Below are 17,528 nucleotides of genomic sequence, written 5' to 3' on the forward strand. Positions count from 1 at the left end.
CGGTGCGGTGGCACAAGAACGCGGCGTAACGACGAGGGTTCCCTCCGACCGGGGCGACAATGGGCCGGCGGCGTGGCAAAGCCAAGGCAGCCGCTCGCGACATGCAGACCGGCCGTGCGGCTTGAACAAACATGCGGATTGTTGCGCAAGGCAGGCGATGATGCGGAACGGACACAAGGCGATGTCGTTAGCGCACGGGGCTGGCTGAATTAACGGAGAAAGCCCCATGGCAAAGTTCAATATGCGTACCGTCGCCACCGCGCTGACCGCCGCGACGCTCGTCGCCATCATGATCCCCGCATCGGCCAACGCCGCCGGTCGCTATCACGAGCGTATTTCCGCGCAGGATGCGCGTTATGTTCGCGCCGCCTATGCCGCGGAGCCCCGTTATGAGGCGCGCCGCGCTCGTGTGGCCGAGCGCAACTACCGTTACGCTCCCGAGCCGGTTTATGCGGCATCGCCGTTCCCGTCCGAGCCGTTGCTCTATCCGATCGGCGGCGCGGTGATCGGCGCCATCATCGGTGCGGCGGTGTGTCCGCCGTGCTCGATCGCCGGCTCGGCGCTGACCTCGGGCGGTGGCGCGCTGGTCGGTGCTGGCATCGGCGCCGTCGGCGGCACGTTGGTCGGCGTCGCCGTGACGCAGCCGCAGGAACGCTATGTGAGGTTCTAGGCGCCGTAGAGAGCTTGAGGCAACATCGAGCGGAAGGCCGGGATGCAAGAGCGTCCCGGCCTTTTCGTTTCCGGCGGCTAGATGCGCGCGCCCCGGTTATAGGCGTCGATGAGCTGATTGTAATCGCGAAGCAGCCGCGGCGGCGAACCTTCGACCATCCAGCCCGAGCCGGCGCCGCTGAGCATCATGCGGTCGCCGGTCGAGTAAGGCGTCTTGTCGCGAATGCGGCGCATGAGCTGCTTGGCCGTGGTGAGGAACGATTTGGCGTTGGACACGAACATCGAGCCGATCTTGTCGGGCCCGGCGGCGGAGGCGAAGGGCTCGGTGGCGATGACGATTGCCTCGAACTCACTGAGAGCCGAGGTGATCGCCGCGAGATCCGGCTTGTCGGCGGTCTCGGCGCGCAGCACGCGCTTGGCGTTGATCATCAGCGCCTCGACGTGGTAGCGCGCCTTCTTGCCTTCGGCCTGCTCGATAGCGGCGAGCTTTTCCAGCGCGCGCTTGTCGTTGATGGCTTCGACATTGGCGCGCAGGCTCTTGTCGGCGGCGGCGAAAGCGTCCCAGGCCGCGACGAGGCGCGGATGCAGCGCCTTGCCCTTGGCCATCTTGTCATCCTTGTAGTTCTCCTGGTCGTAATAATCGTCGGCTTCCTTGAGGAGCGGCTCAAGCTTGCTTACCGCATCGGCATAGGCCGCGGCGGCGGCCTCCAGCTCGGCATCGCGCGGCGCCAGCGCATTGGCCTTCTCGACATTCCGGCGGCAATCGGAGGTGTCGTAGATGGTATAGGTGCCGTAGATGATGCGCTCCTTGCCCGTCGGGCCGTTCTTGCCCTTGACCCAGCTGAAGTAGCGATCGCGCGAGGCGTAGCTGCGCTCCGACAGCCGGTTGATGCAGCCGACATAGGCATTCATCTTCTCGACGCTCGCCTTGTCGGTGTTGGGTGTCGTCTGGGCGGACGCGACGAGCGATGTCGCGACGACGCCCATAATCGCGAGCAGGAATGGGGAATGGAGTTTCATGGCGGACCCCCGGGTTGGACCAGCATAACAAATGCTAGCGCGCCGGCGGCGCGCCACTGTGACGGGGGTCACATGTGAGCCGGTTCCCGCCCCTTCGGCCGCTAGTTCCAGCGCGGATTGGTGATCAGGATCAGGACGATGAACAGCGCGTAGACGACCGCGGGCACGGCGAGGATCATGAGCACCGCGGCGGCAGCGCGGCGATAGCCTTTGGCCTGCAGGGCCCAGCCGCCGCCGATGATCGCGGCGATGCCGGCGAGCAGCACGAACCACAATCCGCCGTTGAACGACGACACCGAGCCGTCGGCCAGACCGATAACGAAGAAATAGAAGACGACCAGCGCGGCGAGCGCATCGATGCCGAGCAGCGTGCGGATGAAGATGGTCATGATCGCCCCCGATTTGACGGGCGCGACGTTAGGCCGGGCGCGGGGCTAAGTCGAGATCGCCGCGCAGGATCATCTGTCCGGCTAGGCCGGCGGCCGATCGCTCAGGCTCAGGCGATAAAACCGCGTATCGACCGCCATGCGCGGAAACTCCGGCGGCAGCGTTTCCGGCTCGACGCGGGCAAAGCCGTTCTTCTCGTAGAAGCGGTGCGCCGCCAGGAATTTGTCGGTGGTGCCGAGGAAGATGTCGCGCACGCCGCGCGAAGCGGCGTCGTCGAGGAGGCGTGTCAGCAGCGCCTGCGCCACGCCATGCTTGCTGCCGCGATAGGGCGCGGCGACGAACATCTTGCGCAGCGCGCCGCGCGCGGCGCCGATGTCCTTGAGCCCGATGGTGCCGACGACGCGGCCATCCGCCTCCGCGACCAGGAAGTCGCCGAGACCGGTCTGATAGAAAGACGGAATCGCGCGCAGGTCCGGCTGGTCGTCGGCGGTGATGGCGACGCCGAACTCCTCGCGCTGAATGGGCAGGATGACATCGATGACGGCCTGTTCGTCGGCCGGCGCGAAGCGGCGAATGCGGAGAGAACTCATGGGGATTGGTCCGTGGGGGAGGGCGTGGCGAGTCGGACGGCGTGGATAGCACTGCGGGGCGGGCCGCGGAAAGGCGGCAGTGCCGGCGCAGCCCGCGCCGCCGACGAGGGAATGGGAAGGAGCCGGAGGCTCAGACCCCGGGATGGGTTTCCGTTACGGCAGGGAGCATTTGAAGACGCCCGGCAGGCAGACATAACCGGGCGCGCAGTCGTCGACGCTGTTGCAGGTTTGCGGCGCGCAGCGGCCGTCGATGGCGCGGCAGCGATAGGGCGAACAGTTCTCCTCGACGCCGCTGCCGCTGCGCGACACGCTCGCCGACTTGCACGTAAACGACACCTTCGCGAGATACTCCGACAGCTTGTTCTGCAGCGCCGTCATGCCGCTGCGCAGCGTGCCGACATCCTTTTCGGCGTTTTGCAGACGCGCCTTCATGGCCGCGACATCGGCCTGCAGCGTCTCGACACTGGCCTGCAGCGAACGCACCTGCTCCGCGAGCGTAGGAACGGCGGTGGATGGCTTGAGATCCCTGCCAGAAGCCGGCGGCTTGGCTGGCGCGGGCGGCGTGGCGCGCGGCGCTACCGGCTGCGGCGTCTCGGCGAACTGCCGCGCTGGCGCCTCCTCGGCGCGCGCCGCGCCATCGGCGAGGAGCAGGCAGACAGCGGCGATCGACAGCGCAGCGAGCGATCGCCTGAGTTTTACAAACATCGCATCACCGGCCTTTTTTTGAGATGCCTCATGGTGGCCGCCGCTCACGGACCGGCATTGAGGAAAATCAAAGCCCGGCGGCCGGTGGCCGGGCCGCGCCGGGCTTGCTATAAACCCCGCATGGCACGCACACCCTTCCGCGATTCCCGCAGCGAAGCCGAGAAGGCTTTCAAGCAGGCGACCACCAAGCCGGCGGATTTGCCGCCCGCGCCGCCCTCCATTCCCGGCGCGAAGGAGCAGGTGACCTTGCGCCTCGACCGCGACGTGCTGGATTTCTTCCAGGCCGATGGCCCGGGCTGGCAGGAGCGGATCAACGCGGCGCTGCGGAAGGTGGCGGGGAAGTAGAGTAGTCGGTTTACGAAGCAGGTTGAGTGAAACGAAACCTGCCGAACACAGCGCATCGCTTGAGCCTATCGCAAAATCCGTTCTAATTCTGCTACCAGCGTGAACGACGCATCAAAATACTGTTTTAAGGCATTTGGACCAAGACTTTGTCCGCCGCCGTGAGCGATTGAGTTTCGAACGGAGTAACAAGAAGCAATCCCTTCACGAACTCTTTCGTTATCCGCAACGAATTTCTCGAATTGCCTCCCCCACTCAGAATCAAATTTATACATCAATTTTTGAATATTCTCGCAGTCGTAGTTTCTCCCGGCCTTGAAATAGCTCTTCAAAAATAGGGACACGCGAGGCTGAGAGCTGCCACCCACTTTTTCTATGACAATGTGCTCAACGCATCGTTCCAGATTTCCGCAAACGAGGACGCTACCAAGCTTACAAAGATAAGACGCCGTCTTCTCGTCCAGGCCCCTTGCGCTGGCCGACAGGACAAGTTTTTCAAGTTCGACAAAACGTCTTTCAATTTCGAAACGCAATCATATGCTCTTAAATGCGGTAACTGCTGCTTTTTGCCTTGTTTCCACTGTATCCCTACGAGCCGTCGCCCGTTCGCACGCCCGCAGGAATTCTTTGTCCTTAAAAAGCTTATCATAGGCGGTAGCGAATTTCCTTGGATCTGGAGCCGATCGTTGACCGGCGAATCGAGCGGCCAGCCCAACCATCACAGCTTCGAATGCGGCTGCGTTCAGCGCTCGCGATGGCCTAAAGGCCTTGTTTCCATAAACTTCATTTACTAGCGCAATCGAGTCGACAAAGAGCTTCCTCAGTTTTTCGACGTCCTTTTTTGGAAGCTCCTTGTCTGCAAACTCGTTCAGGAATTCACGCATTGGCGCATCATATTTCGCGCGATCATCAAACATTGCGAGTGCACGCAGTACGAGTTCCTGATCTTTTAGCCGACGGTTCTTCTTTTCTCCAAAAATAGAACGCCAATCTTTGTTGTCATTAAGTTCGCGCGTTAGCTCCATTGATGGGCCTTCGCTTATGCAGTTACGTATTTCTTGCGGCGATAGCCTCATCCCGCCGGAATTTATCCGCTCAAAAACGAAATATAGACTTTTAAGCTGATCTTTAGGTTCATCCTGCTGAAAAATTGTTGCATGAACAATTGAATCGTCGAGCTTTAATTGTTCTGATGGAGACAGTTCTTTGTAGGTCAGTCCCTCCCATTCATCTCGAACGCCAATCAACTTGAAGGCCCGATCTATAAATAGGCCGCTGTGAAAATACTGAAGCGTGCGAAGTCGTTGTTGGCCGTCAACCACCAAGTGCCTACTGGTTTTTGCATCTTTGTACAGAAAAATTCCAGGAACAGGCAGTCCCATGAGTAGGGATTCGATGAAGCGAGAGGCATGGCGCTGAGACCAGACAAATTGCCGCTGGAATGGGGGCACAAAAAATGCGTTGTCGTTGAGTCGCTTTACGATGGTCTCGACTGGGTAGTCCGCACCATAGCTGGTAATCGCGAATTGAAGGCTAGTTGAGCCTTCCTTTTCGCTCTCGTCGTCCACCCCCTCTTTGAGGTCAATTTCATAGTCATCCTCATACTCAGCGAGAGCCTGCTCCTTTTTCTTTGCCATTTCTGGTATCTTTCCCTTGAGGTGCCCGCCGCCACGTTAGCATTTGACGGAGCCGTCGGCGACAAAGGCTTTCATTCTCGCTACAGAGTTTAGCCCGAAGGGGTTCATTGCTGCTTGCACGTGAACAAGTGCGTAGGGCGGATTAGCGCAGCGTAATCTGCCGTCTGCGCAAAGAAGAGGCGGGTCACGCTTTCGCGTAACCCGCCCTCCAAACTGCGTTAAGTCGTGGATGGCCGGGACAAGCCCGTCCATGCCCGTCTGGGTCCCCGCTTTCGCGGGGACGAGCGGGAGTGGGCTATAACGCCCTATTGCTCTCCTTCACGAGCCCCGCATTCTTGGCCTGATGCTCGGCCTCTGTCTCCAGCGCCGTGGTGTGCGGCGCGTTGACTGCCTTGGCATCAACATAGACCTGCTGCCCCATGGCATTGAACTTGTCGGACATCTCCTTCATGCCGGCTTGAGCGGCATCGAGGCCGAGGGCGGACTTCTCATTGTCACCGAGGCTCGCCGCATAATCCCGCACATCCTGCGTGATCTTCATCGAGCAGAACTTCGGGCCGCACATGGAGCAGAAATGCGCCACCTTGTGCGCTTCCTTCGGCAGCGTCTCGTCGTGATATTCGCGGGCGGTGTCGGGATCGAGGCCGAGGTTGAACTGGTCCTCCCAGCGGAAGTCGAAGCGCGCGCGGGACAGCGCGTCGTCGCGCAGTTGCGCGGCGGGGTGGCCCTTGGCCAGATCGGCCGCGTGCGCGGCGATCTTGTAGGTGATGACGCCTTCCTTGACGTCGTCGCGGTCGGGCAGGCCGAGATGCTCCTTCGGCGTCACGTAGCAGAGCATCGCGCAGCCGAACCAGCCGATCATGGCGGCGCCGATGCCCGACGTGATGTGGTCGTAGCCCGGCGCGATGTCGGTCGTCAGCGGCCCGAGCGTGTAGAACGGCGCTTCGCCGCACTCTTTAAGCTGCTTGTCCATGTTGATCTTGATCTTGTGCATCGGCACGTGGCCGGGGCCTTCGATCATGACCTGGCAGCCCTTCTGCCAGGCGATCTGCGTCAGCTCGCCGAGCGTTTCCAGTTCGGCGAATTGCGCGCGGTCGTTGGCGTCGGCCTGTGAGCCGGGACGCAGGCCGTCGCCGAGCGAGAACGACACGTCATACTTGCGCATGATGTCGCAGATTTCCTCGAAGCGCTCGTAGAGGAAGCTCTCCTTGTGCCGCGACAGGCACCACTTCGCCATGATCGAGCCGCCGCGCGAGACGATGCCGGTGACGCGGTTCGCCGTGAGCGGCACGTAAGCGAGCCGCACGCCGGCGTGGATAGTGAAATAGTCGACGCCCTGTTCGCACTGTTCGATGAGCGTGTCCTTGTAGACCTCCCAGTCGAGCTTGACCGGATCGCCGTCGACCTTCTCCAGCGCCTGATAGATCGGCACGGTGCCGATCGGCACCGGCGAGTTGCGCAGGATCCATTCGCGCGTGTTGTGGATGTTGCGGCCGGTCGACAGGTCCATCACGGTGTCGGCGCCCCAGCGGATCGCCCACACCATCTTCTCGACTTCTTCCTCGACCGACGACGTGACGGCCGAGTTGCCGATATTGGCGTTGATCTTCACCAGGAAGTTGCGGCCGATGATCATCGGCTCGAGTTCGGCGTGGTTGATGTTGGCCGGGATGATGGCGCGGCCGCGCGCGATCTCGTCGCGCACGAATTCCGGCGTAATGAAGGCCGGCAGCGCGGCGCCGAAGCTCTCGCCGTCGGCGATGGCGGCCTCTGCGCGGTCGAGCATCTTTTTGCGGCCGAGGTTCTCGCGCTCGGCGACGTAGATCATCTCCTTGGTGACGATGCCGGCCTTGGCGAATTCGTATTGCGTCACCGGCTTGCCGTCCAAAGCGCGGAACGGCTTCGGCGTGTTGGGGAAGTTGCGGGCGAGGTGCTTGCCGGAGACGTTGCCGTTGTCGACCGGCTTGATCGGGCGGCCGTCATATTCCTCGACGCCGCCGCGTTCCTTGACCCATTCGATGCGCGCGCGGGGCAGACCCTTCTCGACGTCGATGGCGACATTGTCGTCGGTGTAGGGGCCGGTGGTGTCGTAGACCGGGAGGTTCGGCTCCTTGGCCTCGGGCGAGAGGATGATCTCGCGGATCGGCACGCGCAGATCCGGCGCCGCCGTTGGAATCGAGTAGACCTTGCGCGATGCAGGCAGGGGGCCGGTCGTGACTTTCGGCGTGGCGAGATCGGCGGGGGCGACGGGCTTGTTCATGATTTCAACTCCCTGCGCTGGCTTTGCGGCCGCTCCGCCACATAGCCCTTGAATGTGAGTATGCCGCCGACCGTCAGAAGAAAGGCGGCGGCGATATTGAGGAACGTGTCGTTGCCGACGGCGCCGACGAAGACCACGAGATGCGGTGCGAAGACGCGGAACACGCCGATGACGGTGAGCACCCAGCCCATGAGCGTCACCAGGCTGCGCCAGTCGCGCGACCAGCTCGGGTGGACGTTGAGAATGGCGAGGCCGGCGGTGAGCATGATCACGCCGGCGAAATATACCATCGCGCTGTGCTCGAGATAATCCCGCGCGATCTGACGATAGGCGTCACGGCTGACGAACAGGCCTATGCCGATGACCGCAAAAACCGGTCCGGCGATCCGCGCGATCAAATAGGAAGCCTGCATCGATGTGTCCTGTCCCTTCGCCGGCATGACCCGGATCAGGTTCAAAGGGACTCTCTCAGCCCGGACCGCAGCCGGGCACCCCTCGGAATGGCGCTAATGTAGGCTGCCGGCCTGCCGTGTCAATGCGGCGCGGCCGAGGCGGGCAGCGCGATGCGGGCGATCAGCCCTTGCGGCACGCGGTCGTTGAGCGTGAGGGTTCCCCCATGCGCTTCGGCAATGGCGCGCGCAATGGCCAGTCCCAGGCCGAACCCGGCGCCTTCGTCCATGGCTCGGGCCGCATCGCCGCGGGCAAAGGGCTCGAGCATCGCGGTCTTGTCCGGGTCCGGAATGCCCGGGCCGTTGTCCTCGACATCGATATGTACGACGGAGCCGGGAGCGGAGAGGCGGATCGAGACGACCGAGCCGTAGCGAGCCGCGTTGTCCACAAGATTGACCACCGCGCGGTGCATCTCGTTCGGGCGGATGACGAGCGTGAGGTGGTCGGGCCCCTCGTACGTGACGGCGTGACCGAGGTCGGCGAAGTCGTCGGCGATGGTCTGCAGACCGGAGGCGATGTCCACCGAGCTTTCGGCTTCGCGCGACTGGCCGTCGCGCAGGAACGACAGCACGCTCTCGGTCATGGTCTTCATCTGGTCGAGGTCGCGCAGCATCTGCCCGCGCAATTCGGCGTCGCCGATGAACTCGCTGCGCAGGCGCAGCCGCGTGATCGGCGTGCGCAGATCGTGACTCATCGCCGTGAACAGCCGGGTGCGGTCGTCGACCAGCGTCTTGATTCGGCCACGCATGCGGTTAAAGGCGCGGGCGACGGCGCGGATTTCCTCGGGGCCGCGTTCGGGAAGCGCGGCGACCTGGTCGTCGAGGCTGAAATTTTCCGCGGCCTGCGCGAAAGCGGAGAGCGGATTACGCAAGGCGAGCGCCGCCCACAGGCCGAGCAGCGTGACGCTGACGAGGATGAACATCGCCGACAGAATCAAAGGCCCGCCAATGCGCGGTGGATGCTCGGGAGGCATGGCGGCGGTGACGATGTCACCATCGGGCAGGGTGATGGCGACGGAGGCAGCCGAGAGCGGCGCAAATTTGAACGCGGCACCGAGCGCAGATGCCAAGGCGCGGAAGCGACGTTCGCTTGCGTCGGCCATGACGGCCACCGGTGCCGCCGATGCCAACGTGAGTTGAAAGCGCGGGAAGACCGATGAGGCGCGCGCCAAGGCGGCGGTGCGTTCCGCTTTCGGCGTCGCCGCAACCAGTTTGACTGCCGCGGAGAGCTGAGCGAGTCCCTCGTCAGGCGGACCGAAGCGTTCCGGTTGGATTACATACAGGCTGACGCCGATGACGGCGTGGATAGCAATCAGCGACACGAGGATAAGGAGCGCGATCTGCCCGCCGATGCGGTTCACGAATAGCGTGCGGATGCCGCTCATGCCGGCTCCACGGAAGGCGCGAACATGTAGCCGCCCGAGCGCACGGTCTTGATCACCGCCGGGTTGCGCGGATCGGCCTCGATCTTGCGACGCAGGCGGCTGATCAGGATATCGATGCTGCGCTCGAATTCGCCGGCGCTGCGCCCCTGGGTCACGTCGAGCAACTGGTCGCGGGACAGCACGCGGCCGGGCCGTTCGCACAGTGCCTGCAGCAGGGAGAACTCGGCGTCCGTCAGCATAACGCGTGCGCCTTCCGCGTTATGCAGTTCGCGGCGCAGCAGGTCGATGCGCCAGCCGGTGAAAGTGAGTGTGGTCGAAGTGTTCGTGATCGGATTGGTCGCCGCCGCGGCAACACGGCGCAGCACGGCGCGGATGCGGGCCAGAAGCTCGCGTGGATTGAAAGGCTTTACGAGATAGTCGTCGGCGCCCATTTCGAGGCCGATGATACGGTCGACGTCGTCGCCCTTGGCCGTGAGCATGATGACAGGCACCTGCGAATGCGCGCGCAGTCGCTTGCAGATCGTCAGCCCGTCTTCGCCCGGCAACATCAGATCGAGGACGACAAGGCTGATCCGGTTGTCTCTCAGGGTCCGATCGAGATCGCGACCGTCAACAAGGCTTGTTACCCGGCAATCGTTGGCGCGCAGATACCGCGATATGAGCGTGCTGATATCGCGGTCGTCCTCAATCACCAGAATATGCGGTGGTTTGTTCATCGTTCGATCAGTGGCCTGACTTTGCCCGAAAGAGTATGGAAATTTGTTTCTGATTGTTTCTGAGCCCATTTTTGAAACAGAAAGAAACAAATTGGTCGTTCGTGGCAAGCCGCCGTTAACCGCGTGCGACGAAACATCGGCTTCGACAACGGCATAGCCGCGCCGCCCATTCGATGAACAACAATTGGGGCCGAACCATGAGTGCGATTGCATCCGCTACCGCGTCGCCGCAGATGTTTTCTCCGCTGTCGCGCCTGAAAACCGAACTCGCGTCGGAGGTATCGGCCGGCACGATCTCGTCGGCCGACCAGTCGGCACTGAGCAGCGCGCTGGACAGCATAGATTCCTCGATGAAGGCGAGCCGGTCGACATCGGGGTCACAGCCGCCTTCGTCGGACGAAATGCAGGCCAAGATCGACAGCCTGATCGATGACCAAGTCTCAAGTGGCAAGCTTACCAGCGATCAGGCCGAAGAACTCAAGGAGGTATTCGCCAATACCTTCGCCGAAGGCGCCGGTGGCCCGCCGCCGGGAGGTCCGCCGGCGAGCGACTCGACCGATAGCGCAGCAGCTGCCTCGGGCACGTCAGGCAGTTCGAGCACGTCGAGCACCGATCCCGCCGATACCGACCAGGATGGCACGGTCACGGCCGCCGAACGAGCCGCTTACGAAGCGGCGAACGTGTCGGATAGCGGTTCAGGCGATTCCGGCATCTCGAAATTGCTGTCGGATTTTCTCAGTGTGCTGAAGGAGTCGCAAGGCAGCGGCTCCAGTTATGGGTCCGGCGGCAATAGCCTGACTTCCCAACTGAAGTCGCTGGTCGTGGATTACACCGCGTAAAGCGGCAGCCGGTTCGCCCTTCATCCTTGTTCGCGTAAGCCTGCCGCGGTGGTCCGCCCCGACACCGCGGCAGCAGCGTTTTATGGGTCTTTTCCGGGCCTTCCCGGCATTTACCCTCGGTTATCGCTTGGCGGCTTAAATGGCGTGGTCCGGTGCCCCGGCCTCCGGGCGCCCGAAATCAGGGCCGTGCCGTGGTTTATCCATCCGCCGACGCCGACCGTTCCATCCTTTCGGGCCTGCGCGCGCTCCCGGCGCATGTCGCCTGGCCGCTCGTGGTCGCCGCGCTGCTCTATGTGCTGCTGTTGGCGCTGGGTGGCAAACTACTCAACGACGCCGACACCTATTGGCAGATTGCGCTCGGCGACTGGATGATCGCCCATCGCACCGTGCCGCATGTCGATACGTTTTCGTGGACACTTCCCGGCGCGCCATGGATCTCCAGCCAGTGGCTGGCGCAGGTAATCTTCGCCGTGGCTTATGGCGCACTCGGCTGGAGCGGCGTCGTCGCGGTGAGTGCGCTGGCGATCGCCTCGGCCTTTGGGCTGCTCACTTATTACCTGATGCGGCATCTGGCGCCGATGCCGGCGCTGGCGCTGGTGATGGCGGGTTTCGTGCTGGCCGCGCCGCACATGGTGGCGCGGCCGCATGCGTTGGCGCTGCCGGTGATGGTGATGTGGGTTGCGGGGCTGGTGCGCGCGGCGGACGAAAAGCGCACACCGTCTTACTGGCTGCTACCGCTGATCGCGCTGTGGGCGAACCTGCATGGCGGCTTCACCTTCGGCTTGATGCTGATCGCGCCGCTCGCGCTCGAGGCTTTGATCAACGCGCGCGCGGACGAGCGCCTGTACATTTTCATGCGCTGGGCGCTATTCGGCATTGCCGCGCTCGCTGCCGCTTGCGTGACGCCGTATGGCCCGGAGTCGATCCTCGTGACGCGCCGCATTCTCGGTCTCGGCCCGGCGCTGGCGCTGATCGGCGAATGGCAGCCTCAGGATTTCGCCCGGCTCGGCGGCTTCGAACTGGTGTTGCTCGGCGCCTTAGGCTTGCTGCTCTGGCGCCGCGTCACGCTGCCGCCGGTCCGCATCCTGGTCGTGCTCGGGCTCGTGCACATGGCGCTGAGCCAATCGCGCAGCGGCGAGATGCTGGGTCTGGTCGCGCCCTTGTTTATGGCCGCGCCGCTGGCACCGCAATTCGGCCGCCACACGATAAGCGATGCCAGGCCGCTTTATACGGCGGCGGCCGCCGCATTGCTGCTGCTCGCCGCGGCGATGAGCATCGTGTTGCCGCTGTCGCTGCGTTACGAACCGCGCGCGGAGGTGTCGCCCACAAGCGCAGTTGAAGCGGTGAAGGCGTCGGGCAGGACACGCCTGCTCAATTCATACGACTTCGGTGGCTACCTGATCGCGCAGGGCGTCAAGCCGTTCATCGACGGCCGCACCGAGCTCTACGGCGCCGAGTTCTTCCTGCGCCACGACGCGGCCGTGAACCTGAAGAATGTCGGCGTGTTTTACGACCTGATGCGCGACCGCGATATCGACGTCACCATGTTGGCGCCGTCGACGCCGGCGGTCGGCCTGCTCGATCGCATGCCCGAGTGGAAGCGCGTCTATGCCGACGGCATTGCCGTCGTGCATGTGCGGGTAGGCGGCTAGGTCGCGCTAGCCAGGTCGCGCTGCTTAGTAGCAGTAGTCCCGCGACACGCGGTGATAGCTGCCATCACGATGTTTGCGCCAGCAGCGGCCCTCGTACCAATAGTAACGGCCGCGGGGCTCCATCTGCGAACCGATCGCGGCGCCGGCAGCGGCACCGATGACGCCGCCGACAACGGCGCCGCCGGCCTTGCCGGTTGCAGCGCCGCCGACGATCGCGCCGATACCGCCGCCGATGATCGCGCCGCCCAAGGTATTGTTCTGCGCCGCCGCCTGCCGCATCGGCATCAAAGCGACCAACGCCAACACAGCCAGAATGCCAACCTTACGAATCATGGATTTGACCCTCCGAAACCCCGTCTGCGGATGGTTTGTAGAGCATATTCGGGCCGCCGATCAAATTACGAATGACAAGGGAGGTATCGCAGTGATGACGACGGCGTTGAGGCTCACGGATAACAAAGTGAGCCGATCTACATCCTCGGCAATTGCGTGACGCTCACCCGCGCGGTGCCCTCGGCTTCCGCGATGACGCGCAATGTGTTCGAATCGAAAGCGATGCCGTTGAGCCGCAGGCTGTTGATCGCGGTGTCGACCGTCACGCCTTCGCCGGCCTTGCGGAAATCGGCCATCGCTTCGCCGATCTTCTTCTTGGCGTCGTCAAGGAAGGGCGTGAGGTCGATCTTCGCGTTGTCGGACAGCGCCTGCGTCAGATAAGGCATCGCCGCGCGCGCCGCGGTGCCGAGCAGTCCGTAGGCGGCCTCCGATTCCACCGCCAGCGTGATGTCGGTGAGGCGCAGCACCTGGGTCTGCGGATCGAGCTTCGGCACGCCCCAGATATCGACGTCGGCCTGGGCGCCGAAACCGAACCAGCTTTTTCTCTCGCGCGCCTTGACGCGCAGCGAGATCAGCAAACGATCGCGGCCGGCTTCGGCCTGGCCGGACGCCGGCGACCGGCTTTCGCCAATCTGTCCCGCCGCGAGCGAGGCGCGCAGCACCTCGATCTCGACCGCCGCATTTGGATCATTGGGGAAACGCTGGCCCTTCAATTGCGCGTTGATGAGCTTGTTGAGCTCGGCGAACGGCACGTCGATCGGAACGCCGACGACGAGCTTGCCGTTCTCCATTGGCGGCACCAGTTCGAGCGATTGCGGGAACGGGCAGGCCGGTTTGGTGGCTTGGGCGCTGATACGCGTTTCGGCCTGCACGCCGATCACCAAAGTGAGATTGCGGGCATCGATCTGAGGCTGCGCCGCGGCGGCTCGCACCGGTTTCATCTCGAGCCACAAAGCCGGCAGGCCGGTGTTGCCGCCGCCGAGCGGGATGGAGCGACACATCTTCTGCCACTGCTCGCGCGCGGTGACTTCGATGATCGGATCGTTGCGAATGCGGCCCTCGAAATTGGCGACCTGTTGGTTGACCTGCTGCTCGATCAGGGGCTTTGCCTCGCCGGCCATGTTGAGGCGGATGCCGGCGATGTTCACCGTGCTGTCGGCGACGGCGATCTGCGCCGCGAGGTTGGGATGAACCCGCCAGTTGGTGACGAATTCGGGACGCGAGCGCACGGTAACCTGGCTGCGCAATTCGACGTTCTGGTCAAGCACTTTGCCGGTCAGGCCGCCGATGGCCTTGTTGACGTCGCCGCCGAGCGCGCCGCCACCCAGCAAACCGCCGAGTGCGCCGGCAACACCGCCGGTGATATTGCCCGCCGCGGCACCGAGTTGTCCGGTGATATGCAAGGTGCCAGTCAGCGCAGTGGTGACGGTGAGTTCGCCGGCGCGGCCGTTGACCGCCATGTTGCCGCGATTGACGGTGAGGCCGAGGTCGGCCTTCTGCAACAGGCCGGTAACAGGATTGCCGCTCCGCCCGGTGAAATTGCGCGGTGTTGAGGCTTCGATCGAGCGCTGGATGGAGTCGATGGTGATCGCGACCGGCGCGATGACGTAAGACGGGCGCGACAGCGGTGGCAAAGGCGGCAGCGGCTCGAGCTTGGCGGCGACGCGGCTGGCCTGGTTGGAAGGCGGCAGGAAGCGGTCGAGCGCCCACATCGTCGCGACGAAGAACAGCGCGACAACGACGAGTGCGCCGATGAACAGACGGAAGCCGCGCGAGCGGCCGAACAGCCGCAGCGGCGCCGTGATGACATAGAAAATGGCGTCGACAATCCGTCCCATCGGTCCGCTCCGCTCGATTCGCCGCGCGCGGATTTTAGGCCGATGAGCGCTGCGTGGCCAGCAGCCCGGTGGCTTAAGGTGGCGTCACGATGGCCGTCCCATCCGGTGCAGTTTCAGCACCGTACAGACGACGTCGCTGGCCGGTGTCGGGATGCCGAGTTCGCGCCCGAGCGCCTGTACCTTGCCGGACAGCCAGTTGAGTTCGAGACGATTGCCGCGCTCGAGGTCGTGCGCCATCGAGGCCTTCATGCCGGGCTCGATATTGCCGGTAATCTGCGCCATGCGCTCATCGATGATGGAGCGGTCGAGCGCGGCGCCTTTGGCGCGGCCGACGGCATAGGCTTCCTCCATCAACTGCTTGAAGAAATCGCGCAGTTCGGGATCCGCGGCGATCGGGCCGATGGAGGAACGGAAAGTCGCGGTGGCGCCCGACATGGCGGTGAGGAAGATGAACTTCTTCCAGCGCTCCGTCGTGATGTCCGGCGACAGGCCGAGGTCGAGGCCGGCCGCCTTGCCGGCGGCAACGAATTGGTCGAGCGTTGCGTCCTGCTTCTTGTCAGCGCGGCCGAACGACATTTTGGCGAATGCGCTGGTATGTTTGATGACGCCGGGCGCGGCGATGGTGGTGGCGATATAGGTGACGCCGCCAACGGTCTGCTCGGCGCCAAGGATCGGCGCCAGGCGCTCGACGCTGTCAACGCCGTTCTGCAGGGTGATGACACGCGTTGTGTCGTTCACCATTGGCCTAGTCAGTTCGGCGGCCTTTTCGGTGTCCCAGAGCTTGACGGCGAACAGCACGATGTCGACCGGGCCGACGCTTTTCGGATCGTCGGTGACATTGACCTTCGGCAGATGCAGATCGCCATGCACGCTCTCGATCTTGAGGCCGTTCGCCTTGATCGCGGCGAGATTGGCGCCGCGCGCGATGAAGAAGACATCGTGGCCGGCCGCGGCCAGCCGCGCGCCGAAATATCCGCCGACGGCGCCCGCCGCCATTGCCGCAATACGCATGAATAGGCTCCGCGATTGAACTGCGGCATTCGCTATAGCACGCGTGGGCAAAAAAGAGCCCGGCAAAACCGGAAGGTTTGCCGGGCAGTCTTTTCGGGGAGGTTCAGTCAGTCAGAGATCGAAACGATCAATACAGGCCGCGCGGGCGGATGGTCTGCCACTTGCGCTCGGACGGAGCGGGGTCAGCCGACGCGAAGGAAGACGCGGCCTCATCCGAAATCGCCGTGACGTTCTGCGGCGCGGCATCGCGACGGCTGCGCGCTTCAGTGGTCTGCGGCAGCACGACGACTTTGGCTCCGACCTGTACGCGGCTGTAGAGGTCGATCACGTCCTCATTGGTGAGGCGGATGCAGCCCGACGACACGTTCTGGCCAATGGTGGTCGGATCGTTAGTGCCATGGATTCGGTACATGGTGTTGCCGAGATACATGGCGCGGGCGCCGAGCGGATTGCCGGGGCCGCCGGCGGTGAAGCGCGGGAGATAAGGCTGGCGGGCGATCATCTCGGCTGGCGGATGCCAGTCCGGCCACTCGGCCTTGCGCGAGACCTGATTGACGCCGGCCCAGGTGAAGCCTTCGCGGCCGACGCCGATGCCGTAGCGCATCGCCTTGCCGTTGCCGAGCACGAGATAAAGATAAGTATTCGGCGTATCGACGATGATGGTGCCGGGCGCTTCGCGCGTCGAATAATCGACGACCTGGCGCTGCAGCCGCGGATCGAGCTGCGCATCCTCGGTGCCGAGCTGTTCGTCGTTCTGTGCGTCGTACTGCGCCTGCGGCGACAGCTGCTGCGGCGGCGCGAGGAAAGCGAATTGGGACTGAGCCTGCGCGGCGCCTGACAGGGCGAGCGCGGCGATCAGCGTGGTGAGCGAACCTGCGGTCTTGAACATCTTACCCTCCGACCACGACGTCTCATGTTGGTCGTGTATCGAACGGCGCGGAGGGCTGCTGTGTTCCCGATCACAATGCGCTCAAATATAAGGAAGAGCAGGGAACCGTCTGTGATGATTGGCGTTTTGGCACGGGATCATTTCCGCGTGTGCCACCCCACCACCGCGTCCGGCGCGCTGTCGGTCGAGGCGAAATAGGGTTTGATGTCCAGAAGCGGCGTGCCGTCGAGGCAGTCGAGGCCGACGACATTGAGCTTGTTGCCGTCGACATCGTTGAGTTTGACCACGCTCATGGCGATCGGGTTCGGCCGGGCCGGCGATCTTAGTGCGAAGGTGCCCCGCTGGACGCCGTAGCGGCCGGGCACCTGGCGCACCAGGTTTCGGGGCGCCTGGTCCATCCAGTACAGCAGCACCAGATGGGTACAGGTCTCGACCTCCTTCAGGGCGGGGACCCAGCGCGTATCGAGTTCGACCGTGCAGACGGCGTCGGACTCGCGGGCATTCTTGGGGCAGTCCTTGCGCTCCTTCCAGGGCGTGCGGATTCGGCCGATGTAATAGAGCCCGGCGTCGAATGTGGCGGGCAGGTCGACGGTGACTTCGCCCTCGCGGACGCCGAATTCGGGGTTTTTCGTCATTTTGGGTCCTCGGCGCTCACGGCGCGATCAAAACGGGCCGTCGGTAGGCTGGCTTTTACCACGACCTGTGGGGCTCCAGCCGGGGCCCTTGCGGCGCCACATTTAACCGTATAAAGATATCCTTATATGGTGGGAAAGCGCCCCGAGGGCGACCGCCCACAGCGCCATCGA

Annotated in this window: 19 protein-coding genes and 1 riboswitch; of the genes, 4 read left to right on the top strand and 15 right to left on the bottom strand. The window is 63.5% G+C overall.

The window, feature by feature from the left end; genetic code table 11:
• Window positions 1–226 precede the first annotated feature (226 nt).
• Window positions 227–670, top strand: a complete 444-nt coding sequence (locus E8Q40_RS22115) for a hypothetical protein (protein ID WP_205995707.1) — start codon at window positions 227–229, stop codon at window positions 668–670.
• A gap of 77 nt (window positions 671–747) precedes the next feature.
• Here E8Q40_RS22115 and E8Q40_RS06325 read toward each other — a convergent pair whose 3' ends face one another.
• The 4 genes from E8Q40_RS06325 to E8Q40_RS06340 form a co-directional block, all read right to left on the bottom strand.
• Window positions 748–1,689: a YiiG family protein gene (locus E8Q40_RS06325; RefSeq protein ID WP_137043578.1), complete on the bottom strand. Its 942-nt coding sequence runs from the start codon at window positions 1,687–1,689 to the stop codon at window positions 748–750.
• A gap of 101 nt (window positions 1,690–1,790) precedes the next feature.
• On the bottom strand, window positions 1,791–2,078 hold the full coding sequence (locus tag E8Q40_RS06330; RefSeq protein ID WP_137043579.1) for an osmoprotectant transporter permease: 288 nt from the start codon (window positions 2,076–2,078) through the stop codon (window positions 1,791–1,793).
• A gap of 81 nt (window positions 2,079–2,159) precedes the next feature.
• Window positions 2,160–2,666, bottom strand: a complete 507-nt coding sequence (locus tag E8Q40_RS06335; protein ID WP_137043580.1) for a GNAT family N-acetyltransferase — start codon at window positions 2,664–2,666, stop codon at window positions 2,160–2,162.
• Between the two features lie 153 nt (window positions 2,667–2,819).
• Complete coding sequence (locus tag E8Q40_RS06340; protein ID WP_137043581.1) at window positions 2,820–3,371, bottom strand: hypothetical protein; 552 nt, start codon at window positions 3,369–3,371, stop codon at window positions 2,820–2,822.
• Window positions 3,372–3,491: 120 nt separating this feature from the next.
• On the opposite strand from E8Q40_RS06340, the gene E8Q40_RS06345 reads away from it, so the two are divergent.
• On the top strand, window positions 3,492–3,716 hold the full coding sequence (locus E8Q40_RS06345) for a BrnA antitoxin family protein (RefSeq protein WP_137043582.1): 225 nt from the start codon (window positions 3,492–3,494) through the stop codon (window positions 3,714–3,716).
• A gap of 65 nt (window positions 3,717–3,781) precedes the next feature.
• On the opposite strand, the gene E8Q40_RS06350 is transcribed toward E8Q40_RS06345, so the two are convergent.
• The 6 genes from E8Q40_RS06350 to E8Q40_RS06375 form a co-directional block, all read right to left on the bottom strand.
• Window positions 3,782–4,246: a HEPN domain-containing protein gene (locus E8Q40_RS06350; RefSeq protein WP_137043583.1), complete on the bottom strand. Its 465-nt coding sequence runs from the start codon at window positions 4,244–4,246 to the stop codon at window positions 3,782–3,784.
• Window positions 4,247–5,350, bottom strand: coding sequence for a DUF262 domain-containing protein (locus tag E8Q40_RS06355; RefSeq protein WP_137043584.1), 1,104 nt, complete (start codon window positions 5,348–5,350; stop codon window positions 4,247–4,249).
• A gap of 295 nt (window positions 5,351–5,645) precedes the next feature.
• Window positions 5,646–7,610, bottom strand: a complete 1,965-nt coding sequence (gene thiC, locus E8Q40_RS06360; RefSeq protein ID WP_137043585.1) for a phosphomethylpyrimidine synthase ThiC — start codon at window positions 7,608–7,610, stop codon at window positions 5,646–5,648.
• Window positions 7,607–8,023 carry a hypothetical protein gene (locus E8Q40_RS06365; RefSeq protein WP_137043586.1) on the bottom strand — a complete coding sequence of 139 codons (417 nt, stop codon included), beginning with the start codon at window positions 8,021–8,023 and terminating at the stop codon, window positions 7,607–7,609. Before E8Q40_RS06365 ends, thiC begins: the two co-directional genes overlap by 4 nt.
• Window positions 8,018–8,116: riboswitch (TPP riboswitch) on the bottom strand. (Overlaps the previous gene by 6 nt.)
• 26 nt (window positions 8,117–8,142) lie before the next feature.
• Window positions 8,143–9,444, bottom strand: a complete 1,302-nt coding sequence (locus tag E8Q40_RS06370) for an ATP-binding protein (RefSeq protein WP_137043587.1) — start codon at window positions 9,442–9,444, stop codon at window positions 8,143–8,145.
• Entirely contained in the window at window positions 9,441–10,160 is a 720-nt protein-coding gene (locus E8Q40_RS06375; protein WP_137043588.1) for a response regulator, read from the bottom strand. Before E8Q40_RS06375 ends, E8Q40_RS06370 begins: the two co-directional genes overlap by 4 nt.
• Window positions 10,161–10,357: 197 nt before the next feature.
• On the opposite strand from E8Q40_RS06375, the gene E8Q40_RS06380 reads away from it, so the two are divergent.
• Window positions 10,358–10,999 (top strand): hypothetical protein, encoded by a 642-nt coding sequence (locus tag E8Q40_RS06380; RefSeq protein WP_137043589.1) that lies wholly within the window; start codon window positions 10,358–10,360, stop codon window positions 10,997–10,999.
• Window positions 11,000–11,190: 191 nt separating this feature from the next.
• Window positions 11,191–12,651, top strand: a complete 1,461-nt coding sequence (locus tag E8Q40_RS06385) for a hypothetical protein (RefSeq protein WP_246663017.1) — start codon at window positions 11,191–11,193, stop codon at window positions 12,649–12,651.
• A 24-nt stretch (window positions 12,652–12,675) separates the two neighbouring features.
• Here the strand turns inward: E8Q40_RS06385 and E8Q40_RS06390 are convergent, their stop codons facing one another.
• The 5 genes from E8Q40_RS06390 to tsaA form a co-directional block, all read right to left on the bottom strand.
• Entirely contained in the window at window positions 12,676–12,984 is a 309-nt protein-coding gene (locus E8Q40_RS06390) for a glycine zipper domain-containing protein (protein WP_137043590.1), read from the bottom strand.
• A gap of 137 nt (window positions 12,985–13,121) precedes the next feature.
• Window positions 13,122–14,822, bottom strand: coding sequence for a DUF4403 family protein (locus E8Q40_RS06395; protein WP_137043591.1), 1,701 nt, complete (start codon window positions 14,820–14,822; stop codon window positions 13,122–13,124).
• Window positions 14,823–14,906: 84 nt separating this feature from the next.
• A complete protein-coding gene (locus E8Q40_RS06400) occupies window positions 14,907–15,833 on the bottom strand; it encodes a ketopantoate reductase family protein (RefSeq protein ID WP_137043592.1) in 927 nt (308 codons plus the stop codon).
• A 127-nt stretch (window positions 15,834–15,960) separates the two neighbouring features.
• Window positions 15,961–16,722: a L,D-transpeptidase gene (locus E8Q40_RS06405; protein ID WP_137043593.1), complete on the bottom strand. Its 762-nt coding sequence runs from the start codon at window positions 16,720–16,722 to the stop codon at window positions 15,961–15,963.
• Window positions 16,723–16,859: 137 nt separating this feature from the next.
• Entirely contained in the window at window positions 16,860–17,357 is a 498-nt protein-coding gene (tsaA, locus tag E8Q40_RS06410; protein WP_137043594.1) for a tRNA (N6-threonylcarbamoyladenosine(37)-N6)-methyltransferase TrmO, read from the bottom strand.
• Window positions 17,358–17,528: the final 171 nt, after the last annotated feature.

Source organism: Pseudolabrys sp. FHR47 (assembly GCF_005153485.1).
GTDB lineage: Bacteria > Pseudomonadota > Alphaproteobacteria > Rhizobiales > Xanthobacteraceae > Pseudolabrys.

Bases quoted from the DNA above. Each gene is read 5' to 3' on its own strand.
- thiC (WP_137043585.1), bottom strand. From the start codon at position 7,610: ATGAACAAGCCCGTCGCCCCCGCCGATCTCGCCACGCCGAAAGTCACG.
- E8Q40_RS06335 (WP_137043580.1), bottom strand. From the start codon at position 2,666: ATGAGTTCTCTCCGCATTCGCCGCTTCGCGCCGGCCGACGAACAGGCC.
- E8Q40_RS06355 (WP_137043584.1), bottom strand. From the start codon at position 5,350: ATGGCAAAGAAAAAGGAGCAGGCTCTCGCTGAGTATGAGGATGACTAT.
- E8Q40_RS06390 (WP_137043590.1), bottom strand. From the start codon at position 12,984: ATGATTCGTAAGGTTGGCATTCTGGCTGTGTTGGCGTTGGTCGCTTTG.
- E8Q40_RS06400 (WP_137043592.1), bottom strand. From the start codon at position 15,833: ATGCGTATTGCGGCAATGGCGGCGGGCGCCGTCGGCGGATATTTCGGC.
- E8Q40_RS06325 (WP_137043578.1), bottom strand. From the start codon at position 1,689: ATGAAACTCCATTCCCCATTCCTGCTCGCGATTATGGGCGTCGTCGCG.
- E8Q40_RS06370 (WP_137043587.1), bottom strand. From the start codon at position 9,444: ATGAGCGGCATCCGCACGCTATTCGTGAACCGCATCGGCGGGCAGATC.
- tsaA (WP_137043594.1), bottom strand. From the start codon at position 17,357: ATGACGAAAAACCCCGAATTCGGCGTCCGCGAGGGCGAAGTCACCGTC.
- E8Q40_RS22115 (WP_205995707.1), top strand. From the start codon at position 227: ATGGCAAAGTTCAATATGCGTACCGTCGCCACCGCGCTGACCGCCGCG.
- E8Q40_RS06405 (WP_137043593.1), bottom strand. From the start codon at position 16,722: ATGTTCAAGACCGCAGGTTCGCTCACCACGCTGATCGCCGCGCTCGCC.
- E8Q40_RS06340 (WP_137043581.1), bottom strand. From the start codon at position 3,371: ATGTTTGTAAAACTCAGGCGATCGCTCGCTGCGCTGTCGATCGCCGCT.
- E8Q40_RS06395 (WP_137043591.1), bottom strand. From the start codon at position 14,822: ATGGGACGGATTGTCGACGCCATTTTCTATGTCATCACGGCGCCGCTG.
- E8Q40_RS06365 (WP_137043586.1), bottom strand. From the start codon at position 8,023: ATGCAGGCTTCCTATTTGATCGCGCGGATCGCCGGACCGGTTTTTGCG.
- E8Q40_RS06375 (WP_137043588.1), bottom strand. From the start codon at position 10,160: ATGAACAAACCACCGCATATTCTGGTGATTGAGGACGACCGCGATATC.
- E8Q40_RS06330 (WP_137043579.1), bottom strand. From the start codon at position 2,078: ATGACCATCTTCATCCGCACGCTGCTCGGCATCGATGCGCTCGCCGCG.
- E8Q40_RS06345 (WP_137043582.1), top strand. From the start codon at position 3,492: ATGGCACGCACACCCTTCCGCGATTCCCGCAGCGAAGCCGAGAAGGCT.
- E8Q40_RS06380 (WP_137043589.1), top strand. From the start codon at position 10,358: ATGAGTGCGATTGCATCCGCTACCGCGTCGCCGCAGATGTTTTCTCCG.